Raw genomic sequence first — 8,654 nt, forward strand, 5'->3', positions numbered from 1 at the left:
GTACACGGCAGGTTCCGTGTACGGCCTTTCGCGCTGTGGTCGAGGAGGTGGTCAGCGGTCCAGGAGGCGGTCGAACTGCGTGGTGGTGTGCCGCAGATGGGCCACCAGCTCCTCGCCGACCTTCGGCTCCGGCGCGTCCGCTGGCACGAACAGGATCGAGACCTGCATGTGCGGCGGCTCCGCGAACCAGCGCTGCTTACCCGCCCAGACGAACGGCGAGAGGTTCCGGTTGACCGTGGCGAGCCCGGCGCGGGCGACGCCCTTGGCGCGCGGCATGACGCCGTGCATCGCCTTCGGAGCCTCCAGACCCACCCCGTGCGACGTACCGCCCGCCACGACCACCAGGAAGCCGTCGGAGGCTGCCTTCTGCTGCCGGTAGCCGAAGCGGTCGCCCTTGGCGACGCGGGTGACGTCCAGGACCGCGCCGCGGTACTCGGTGGCCTCGTGGTCCCCCAGCCACAGGCGCGTGCCGATGCGGGCGCGGAACCGGGTCTGCGGGAACTGCTGCTGCAACCGGGCGAGTTCCTCGGACTTGAGGTGGCTGACGAACATCGTGTGCAGCGGCAGCCGGGCCGCGCGCAGCCGGTCCATCCAGCCGATGACCTCCTCGACGGCGTCCGAGCCGTCGGTGCGGTCCAGCGGCAGGTGGATGGCGAAGCCCTCCAGGCGGACGTTCTCTATGGCCGCGTGCAGCTGCGGCAGGTCCTGCTCGCTGATGCCGTGCCGCTTCATCGAGGACATCACCTCGATGACCACACGGGCGCCCACCAGGCCGTACACGCCGTCTATCGACGACACCGAGCGCACCACCCGGTCGGGCAGCGGCACCGGCTCCTCACCGCGCCGGAACGGCGTCAGCACCAGCAGGTCCCCGCCGAACCAGTCCTTGATCCGGGCGGCCTCGTAGGTCGTGCCGACGGCGAGCATGTCGGAACCGAGCCGTGTGGCCTCCTCCGCCAGCCGCTCGTGTCCGAAGCCGTAGCCGTTGCCCTTGCAGACCGGGACGAGCCCCGGGAACTGCTCCTGCACGTGCTTGTGGTGCGCCCGCCAGCGCGCGGTGTCGACGTAGAGCGTGAGCGCCATGGCCGGACCTGGAACCTTTCTCGTGGCTGCGGTGTGTCGTTGTGGGGGAAGCTGGGGGAACCCGTCCGGGAACGCCGTGCGGACCGGTGGAGGGAACGGCCTGTGGGGTCAGCGCCGCGACATGTAGATGTCGAGGGCCTTGTGGAGCAGCTTGTTCAGCGGGAAGTCCCACTCGCCGAGGTACTCCGCGGCCTGGCCGCCGGTGCCCACCTTGAACTGGATCAGACCGAAGAGGTGGTCGGACTCGTCCAGCGAGTCGGAGATGCCGCGCAGGTCGTAGACGGTGGCGCCCAGCGCGTAGGCGTCGCGCAGCATCCGCCACTGCATGGCGTTCGACGGCCTGACCTCGCGGCCGATGTTGTCGGAGGCGCCGTAGGAGTACCAGACGTGCCCGCCGACGATCAGCATCGTCGCCGCCGACAGGTTCACGCCGTTGTGGCGGGCGAAGTACAGCCGCATGCGGTTCGGGTCCTCGCTGTTGAGGGCCTTCCACATGCGCTGGAAGTACGACAGCGGGCGCGGCCGGAAGCGGTCGCGCACAGCCGTGATCTCGTACAGCCGCTGCCACTCCTCGAGGTCCTCGTAGCCGCCCTGGACGACCTCGACGCCGGCCTTCTCGGCCTTCTTGATGTTGCGCCGCCACAGCTGGTTGAAGTTCTTGTGGACCTCCTCCAGCGACCGGTTGGCCAGCGGCACCTGGAAGACGTAACGCGGCTGTACGTCGCCGAAGCCGGCGCCGCCGTCCTCGCCCTGCTGCCAGCCCATGCGGCGCAGCTTGTCGGCGACCTCGAAGGCACGCGGCTCGATGTGGTCGGCCTCGATGTCCCGCAGCCGCTTCACGTCCGGGTTCTGGATGCCCGCCTTGATGGACGCGGCGTCCCAGCGCCGGATGACCACCGGCGGGCCCATCTTCACCGAGAAGGCGCCCTGCTGCTTCAGGTGCGCCAGCATCGGCTCGATCCAGTCCTGGAGGTTCGGCGCGAACCAGTTGATGACCGGGCCCTCGGGCAGATAGGCGAGGTAGCGCTTGATCTTGGGGAGCTGCCGGTAGAGGACCAGGCCCGCGCCGACCATCTCGCCGGTCCGCTCGTCGAACCAGCCGAGATTCTCCGAGCGCCACTCGGCCTTCACATCAGCCCATGCCGGGACCTGCATGTGGCTCGCCGCCGGCAGGCTCTGGATGTACGCCAGATGCTGCTCGCGGCTGATGGTCCTCAGGGTCAGGCTCATTCGGGGCGCTCCTCGGGCTGGTGTGTCCCCATGGGTACAGGGGCTCCGGCTCTCGCGCCGAAGCCTACTGCGCCCGGCGAGCGCCCCGACTGGGCATACGGCACCTTCACCCGGCCCTGTAGTGCGGCCGGGCGGTCTGCGCGGTGCCGGAGGGGTGAGGGGGGTGGCGTCGTGTCAGTCGAAGAGGCCGCCGAACAGCCCGCCGTGCGCCATGCCGAGGAAGAAGCCGATCCCCGCGGCGCCGAGGCCCAGGATCAGGCCGAAGCGCTCACGTGTCGTCTCCGAGACCCACTGGCCGTAGGCTCCCGTGGCGATTCCCAGCAGGCCGGTCCACGAGCTCAGCAGGTGCAGGCTGTGGAACATCGCGGTGATGAACGACGTGATGCCCAGCACCAGGGTCACCGCGAGCAGTGCGTCCTGGAGCGGGTGGGGTTTGCCGTCCGTGGCGAAAAGGCCTCCGGCGGTGTTGGGTCGCATTGCCTGTGCCATGGGGCACCTCCTGCGAAAGGCGGCGGATCGTAGCGCCGTACACACCCGATGTGTACAGATTGACGGGGTTCGCGGCCGGATTTCAACCGGTAGCGGTTGTGCAGGTAGTCTGTACGGTCTGCACCGGTGTCTGCCCAGACAGCGCCAGGCACGCGTCAGGATCCGTCCCGGCCGACCTGGGAAACCGCCGAACGACCGCCCTTGTCAGTGGCGGCTGTTTTACTGACGGGCACTGTTGCGTACGCATCACAACCCTCCTGCCACGGAACGACCGTGGCCGCTGAGTCCAAAGGAGGTGGGTTCCACATGCGTCACTACGAGGTGATGGTCATCCTCGACCCCGATCTCGAGGAGCGTTCTGTCTCCCCGCTGATCGAGAACTTCCTTTCTGTCGTCCGTGACGGCGGCGGAAAGGTCGAGAAGGTCGACACCTGGGGCCGTCGTCGTCTCTCGTACGAGATCAAGAAGAAGCCCGAGGGCATCTACTCGGTCATCGACCTGCAGGCCGAGCCTGCGGTCGTCAAGGAGCTCGACCGCCAGATGAACCTGAACGAGTCGGTCCTCCGGACCAAGGTCCTCCGTCCCGAGACCCACTGAGCCTTCCGCTCAGTCGATCCCGGGATTCGAGTAGCAGCACCAGCAGCCAGCAGCAAACCCGCCGAGAGGTTCCCCCATGGCAGGCGAGACCGTCATCACGGTCATCGGCAATCTTGTCGACGACCCCGAGCTGCGCTTCACCCCGTCCGGTGCGGCCGTCGCGAAGTTCCGTGTCGCGTCCACTCCCCGCACCTTCGACCGTCAGACGAACGAGTGGAAGGACGGCGAGAGCCTGTTCCTGACCTGCTCGGTCTGGCGTCAGGCGGCGGAGAACGTCGCCGAGTCGCTCCAGCGAGGCATGCGCGTCATCGTGCAGGGCCGGCTGAAGCAGCGGTCCTACGAGGACCGTGAGGGCGTCAAGCGCACGGTCTACGAGCTGGACGTCGACGAGGTCGGCCCCAGCCTGCGCAATGCCACGGCCAAGGTCACCAAGACCACGGGCCGCGGTGGCCAGGGCGGTTACGGCGGCGGTGGCGGCGGCCAGCAGGGTGGCGGCGGCTGGGGCGGAGGCCCCGGCGGCGGTCAGCCGGCCGGCGGTGCTCCTGCCGACGACCCCTGGGCCACAGGCGCTCCCGCCGGTGGCGCCCCGCAGGGTGGCGGCGGCTGGGGCGGTGGCTCCGGCGGCGGTGGCGGCTACTCGGACGAGCCCCCCTTCTAGGCCTTCGGGCCGGGTCCTCGGACCCGGCCGGCCGAGGTGGGCCGTACCCACACTTCTTGATCACACAGGAGAATCACCATGGCGAAGCCGCCTGTGCGCAAGCCGAAGAAGAAGGTCTGCGCATTCTGCAAGGACAAGGTCACGTACGTGGACTACAAGGACACGAACATGCTGCGGAAGTTCATTTCCGACCGCGGCAAGATCCGTGCCCGCCGCGTGACCGGCAACTGCACGCAGCACCAGCGTGACGTCGCCACGGCCGTCAAGAACAGCCGTGAGATGGCGCTGCTGCCCTACACCTCCACCGCGCGATAAGGGAAGGGTGACCGACAGATGAAGATCATCCTCACCCACGAGGTCTCCGGCCTCGGTGCCGCGGGCGACGTCGTCGACGTCAAGGACGGTTACGCTCGCAACTACCTGATCCCGCGGAAGTTCGCCATCCGCTGGACCAAGGGTGGCGAGAAGGACGTCGAGCAGATCCGTCGTGCTCGCAAGATCCACGAGATCCAGACCATCGAGCAGGCCAACCAGGTGAAGGCCCAGCTCGAGGGCGTCAAGGTCCGCCTGGCCGTCCGTGCCGGCGACGCCGGTCGTCTCTTCGGTTCCGTCACCCAGGCCGACATCGCCTCGGCGATCAAGGCTGCCGGTGGCCCCGAGGTCGACAAGCGTCGTATCGAGGTCGCCTCGGCGATCAAGACGCTGGGCGCCCACGAGACGTCCGTGCGTCTGCACCCCGAGGTTGCCGCCAAGGTCAACATCGAGGTTGTCGCGGCCTGAGTGCCGCGCTCGCTGTAGCGGAATGCGGGGCCGCACCCTTTCGGGTGTGGCCCCTTCGCATGCCCGACGCGTGTTTCACGTGAAACGCCGCTCTCGCGGTTTCACGTGAAACAACGAAGCTCTGCGTGGCCGTAGGACCCTAGGAAAGCATCAGCGGGTCGCTCCGGTGACGATCCAGCGGCCGGACCGGGCGCGCAGCCACAGGGTCAGCATCCGCACGGTCATCATCAGCGTCATGGTGATCCAGAGCGTGGTGAGGCCGCCGCCGACGGTGGGCACCAGGAGGGCGGCCGGGGTGAAGACCGCCAGGGTGAGCAGCATCGCCCACGCCAGATACGGTCCGTCGCCCGCGCCCATCAGGACGCCGTCCAGGACGAAGACGACGCCGCTGATCGGCTGGGAGAGCGCCACGATCACGAGCGCCGGCAGGGCCGTGTCCGTGACCGCCGAGTCGCTGGTGAACAGGGGCAGGAAGAGGGGGCGTGTGATCACCACCAGCACGCCGAGGACGACACCGACGGCTGTGCCCCACTGGACCATCCGGCGGCAGACGGCCTTGGCTCCTTCGGCGTCTCCCGCCCCGAGGTAGCGCCCGATGATGGCCTGGCCCGCGATGGCGATGGCGTCGAGGGCGAAGGCGAGCAGGCTCCACAGGGACAGGATGATCTGGTGAGCCGCGACATCGGCGTCCCCGAGCCGGGCCGCGACGGCGGTGGCGATCAGCAGAATGGCCCGCAGTGAGAGGGTGCGGACCAGCAGAGGCGCTCCCGCCTGGGCGGAGGCCCTGATCCCGGCCGCGTCGGGGCGCAGGGAAGCGCCGTGCTTGCGGGCGCCGCGGACGACCACGACGAGGTACGCCAGGGCCATGCCCCACTGGGCGATGACGGTGCCCCACGCGGAGCCGGCGATCCCGAGGTCGGCGCCGTAGACGAGGACGACGTTGAGGATGCCGTTGGAGACGAAGCCCGCGACGGCGACGTACAAAGGTGTTTTCGTGTCCTGCAGTCCGCGCAGGACGCCGGTCGCGGCGAGCACGACGAGCATGGCCGGGATGCCGAGCGACGAGATCCGCAGATAGGTGGTGGCGTACGGGGCAGCTGTCTCCGAGGCGCCGAAGAGGTCGACCAGGCCGGGTGCCGTGGGCAGGACGAGGACGATGACGGCCGCGCCGAGCAGCAGGGCGAGCCATACGCCGTCCATGCCCTGCCGGATGGCGGACTTCAGGTCGCCGGCGCCGACGCGCCGGGCGACGGCCGCCGTGGTGGCGTAGGCGAGGAAGACGAAGATGCTCACGGCGGTGGTGAGGAGGGCGGAGGCGACGCCGAGTCCGGCGAGTTGCGCGGTGCCCAGGTGGCCGACGATCGCACTGTCGGCGAGGACGAAGAGGGGCTCGGCGACGAGTGCGCCGAAGGCGGGGACGGCGAGCGCGACGATCTCCCGGTCGTGTTGTCGGCGGACCTTTCGGGAGTGCGCGGGGGCCTGTGTCATGAGCACTAATCTAATCGTCCACAGGTAAGAGATACAAGGCTACTGTGACCCTTACTTGCGCCCTCGCTGCGTGACCCTGCGTGAGCCATCCGCAGCGATCTTGATCCGACTGGGGAAGTTTTTCTTCTGCACAGCCAGTGGACGGGAAAGCAGCAGGTCACAGGCGCTGCGCGAGGACAGGCGGACGCTTGTTCACAGGGCTGTCCACCGGGTCGTGCACAGGTTTCGCGGAGTTCTCCACAGCATCTGGGCCGTCGTCCACATGGCCTGTGGATAACCAGATTGGCTGACGGTGCCCGCAGGCCTACGGTGGACCGGCGCCTGCTCCGTCCGCCGGATTCCAAAACGCCGCAAAACCGGCGCGCCAGAACCGGAGTTGGGCGTCTCATTTGTCAGTGCCGTGCCGTAGAAAAGAGGGGCACGGCGAGGTCCGCTCGGCGGACGGGAGGAGGTGGCTCGGTGAGTATTTCCGAGCCCTTGGACGACCCGTGGGCCGACAGCGGTCCCAGTGATCGTCTGCCCTCCCGTCGGCGCGGCGACGGAGCCCGAGGCCGTGACGAGCAGCACGACAGGGGTGGGGACACCGGATCGTGGGACGGAGGAGGTTCGGCGTTCGAGCGCGTGCCCCCCCAGGACCTCGACGCCGAGCAGTCCGTCCTCGGCGGCATGCTGCTCTCCAAGGACGCCATCGCCGACGTCGTGGAGATCCTCAAGGGCCACGACTTCTACAAGCCGGCCCACGAGACGATCTACCAGGCGATCCTCGACGTCTACGCCAAGGGCGAGCCGGCCGACCCCATCACGATCGCCGCCGAGCTGACCAAGCGCGGCGAGATCAACAAGGTCGGCGGTGCCTCGTACCTCCACACCCTCGTCCAGACGGTGCCGACGGCGGCCAACGCGGCGTATTACGCGGAGATCGTGCACGAGCGTGCCGTGCTGCGCCGCCTGGTCGAGGCCGGCACGCGCATCACGCAGATGGGATACGCGGCCGACGACGACGTCGACGAGATCGTCAACCGCGCCCAGGCCGAGATCTACGCCGTCACCGAGCAGCGCACCAGCGAGGACTACCTGCCGCTCGGCGACATCATGGAGGGCGCGCTCGACGAGATCGAGGCGATCGGCTCCCGCAGCGGCGAGATGACCGGTGTGCCGACCGGGTTCACCGACTTCGACTCGCTCACCAACGGCCTGCACCCCGGGCAGATGATCGTCATCGCCGCGCGTCCCGCCATGGGCAAGTCGACCCTCGCCCTGGACTTCGCGCGGGCGGCATCGATCAAGAACAACCTGCCGAGCGTCATCTTCTCGCTCGAAATGGGCCGCAACGAGATCGCCATGCGCCTGCTGTCCGCCGAGGCCCGGGTGGCCCTGCACCACATGCGCTCGGGAACGATGACCGACGAGGACTGGACGCGCCTGGCCCGCCGCATGCCGGACGTCTCGGCCGCCCCGCTCTACATCGACGACTCGCCGAACCTGTCGATGATGGAGATCCGCGCCAAGTGCCGCCGTCTCAAGCAGCGCAACGACCTGAAGCTGGTCGTCATCGACTACCTCCAGCTGATGCAGTCAGGCGGCTCCAAGCGCGCCGAGAGCCGCCAGCAGGAGGTCTCGGACATGTCCCGTAACCTCAAGCTGCTGGCCAAGGAACTGGAGCTGCCGGTCATCGCGCTCTCGCAGCTGAACCGTGGCCCCGAGCAGCGCACCGACAAGAAGCCCATGGTCTCCGACCTGCGTGAGTCCGGCTCCATCGAGCAGGACGCCGACATGGTGATCCTGCTGCACCGCGAGGACGCCTACGAGAAGGAGTCGCCGCGCGCGGGCGAGGCCGACCTGATCGTGGCCAAGCACCGAAACGGCCCTACGGCGACGATCACGGTCGCCTTCCAGGGCCACTACTCGCGGTTCGTGGACATGGCACAGACCTGATCCGGCTGTAGGTTTCCAGATTCCGTGGCCACTTTCGATCAGCCGAAAAGCGGCCCTCTCCTCGTGTTGAGGAGGTTGCCCGGATGCGGCTCGCCGTGCAACAGCTGGTCACCGGTTTCCTCGCTGCTGATCGTGGCGCTCAGCCCACTGAGTGTGTTGCTCAGGAGTTCCCGGTCAGTATCAGGTAGCTCGGGGGACTGTCCCCGGTCGTTCACCTCTCTCAGCGCCGCGGCGACTCGATCGGTGTAATGCGGTGCGTCCAGATCGATCTGGCGCAGGGCGGCATGGTGCCGCATGAGCACGTCTGCATAGTCGGTCGGCGCGATCTCTGATCCCACAGGCTCGTAGTAGGTCCAGAGCGAGATGGCGAAGGCGTCACGCACATGGACTCGGG

9 protein-coding genes and 1 pseudogene are annotated in these 8,654 nt (G+C 68.2%); 5 read left to right on the forward strand and 5 right to left on the reverse strand.

Annotated features, from left to right (window positions below; genetic code table 11):
* Positions 1–51 precede the first annotated feature (51 nt).
* From AB0M97_RS23260 to AB0M97_RS23270, 3 genes are all read right to left on the reverse strand, one after another.
* Positions 52–1,083, reverse strand: a complete 1,032-nt coding sequence (locus AB0M97_RS23260) for an alanine racemase (RefSeq protein WP_365962862.1) — start codon at positions 1,081–1,083, stop codon at positions 52–54.
* Positions 1,084–1,191: 108 nt separating this feature from the next.
* Positions 1,192–2,313 (reverse strand): peptidoglycan bridge formation glycyltransferase FemX, encoded by a 1,122-nt coding sequence (gene femX, locus AB0M97_RS23265; RefSeq protein WP_365962864.1) that lies wholly within the window; start codon positions 2,311–2,313, stop codon positions 1,192–1,194.
* 174 nt (positions 2,314–2,487) lie between these two features.
* A complete protein-coding gene (locus tag AB0M97_RS23270) occupies positions 2,488–2,802 on the reverse strand; it encodes a hypothetical protein (RefSeq protein WP_365962866.1) in 315 nt (104 codons plus the stop codon).
* Positions 2,803–3,108: 306 nt separating this feature from the next.
* Between AB0M97_RS23270 and rpsF the strand changes: the two genes are divergently transcribed.
* From rpsF to rplI, 4 genes are all read left to right on the forward strand, one after another.
* A complete protein-coding gene (gene rpsF, locus AB0M97_RS23275; protein ID WP_019324683.1) occupies positions 3,109–3,399 on the forward strand; it encodes a 30S ribosomal protein S6 in 291 nt (96 codons plus the stop codon).
* A 76-nt stretch (positions 3,400–3,475) separates the two neighbouring features.
* Positions 3,476–4,057: a single-stranded DNA-binding protein gene (locus tag AB0M97_RS23280; RefSeq protein WP_365962867.1), complete on the forward strand. Its 582-nt coding sequence runs from the start codon at positions 3,476–3,478 to the stop codon at positions 4,055–4,057.
* Positions 4,058–4,135: 78 nt separating this feature from the next.
* A complete protein-coding gene (gene rpsR, locus AB0M97_RS23285) occupies positions 4,136–4,372 on the forward strand; it encodes a 30S ribosomal protein S18 (protein ID WP_003949403.1) in 237 nt (78 codons plus the stop codon).
* Between the two features lie 18 nt (positions 4,373–4,390).
* The gene (gene rplI / locus AB0M97_RS23290) at positions 4,391–4,837 is read left to right on the forward strand and encodes a 50S ribosomal protein L9 (RefSeq protein ID WP_046727591.1); all 447 of its coding nucleotides are present in this window, start codon (positions 4,391–4,393) and stop codon (positions 4,835–4,837) included.
* A gap of 150 nt (positions 4,838–4,987) precedes the next feature.
* Here the strand turns inward: rplI and AB0M97_RS23295 are convergent, their stop codons facing one another.
* Positions 4,988–6,325: an MATE family efflux transporter gene (locus tag AB0M97_RS23295; RefSeq protein ID WP_365962868.1), complete on the reverse strand. Its 1,338-nt coding sequence runs from the start codon at positions 6,323–6,325 to the stop codon at positions 4,988–4,990.
* A 459-nt stretch (positions 6,326–6,784) separates the two neighbouring features.
* On the opposite strand from AB0M97_RS23295, the gene dnaB reads away from it, so the two are divergent.
* On the forward strand, positions 6,785–8,260 hold the full coding sequence (dnaB, locus tag AB0M97_RS23300) for a replicative DNA helicase (protein WP_365962869.1): 1,476 nt from the start codon (positions 6,785–6,787) through the stop codon (positions 8,258–8,260).
* 38 nt (positions 8,261–8,298) lie between these two features.
* Here the strand turns inward: dnaB and AB0M97_RS23305 are convergent.
* Positions 8,299–8,654: pseudogene (locus AB0M97_RS23305) on the reverse strand (hypothetical protein); the annotation flags it as partial.

The organism is Streptomyces sp. NPDC051207 (assembly GCF_040682395.1).
In the GTDB taxonomy this organism is placed as follows: Bacteria; Actinomycetota; Actinomycetes; order Streptomycetales; family Streptomycetaceae; genus Streptomyces.

Excerpts from the sequence above, each read along its gene's own strand:
- AB0M97_RS23295 (WP_365962868.1), bottom strand. The coding sequence starts at position 6,325 with ATGACACAGGCCCCCGCGCACTCCCGAAAGGTCCGCCGACAACACGAC.
- AB0M97_RS23270 (WP_365962866.1), bottom strand. The coding sequence starts at position 2,802 with ATGGCACAGGCAATGCGACCCAACACCGCCGGAGGCCTTTTCGCCACG.
- AB0M97_RS23260 (WP_365962862.1), bottom strand. The coding sequence starts at position 1,083 with ATGGCGCTCACGCTCTACGTCGACACCGCGCGCTGGCGGGCGCACCAC.
- AB0M97_RS23280 (WP_365962867.1), top strand. The coding sequence starts at position 3,476 with ATGGCAGGCGAGACCGTCATCACGGTCATCGGCAATCTTGTCGACGAC.
- femX (WP_365962864.1), bottom strand. The coding sequence starts at position 2,313 with ATGAGCCTGACCCTGAGGACCATCAGCCGCGAGCAGCATCTGGCGTAC.
- rplI (WP_046727591.1), top strand. The coding sequence starts at position 4,391 with ATGAAGATCATCCTCACCCACGAGGTCTCCGGCCTCGGTGCCGCGGGC.
- rpsF (WP_019324683.1), top strand. The coding sequence starts at position 3,109 with ATGCGTCACTACGAGGTGATGGTCATCCTCGACCCCGATCTCGAGGAG.
- rpsR (WP_003949403.1), top strand. The coding sequence starts at position 4,136 with ATGGCGAAGCCGCCTGTGCGCAAGCCGAAGAAGAAGGTCTGCGCATTC.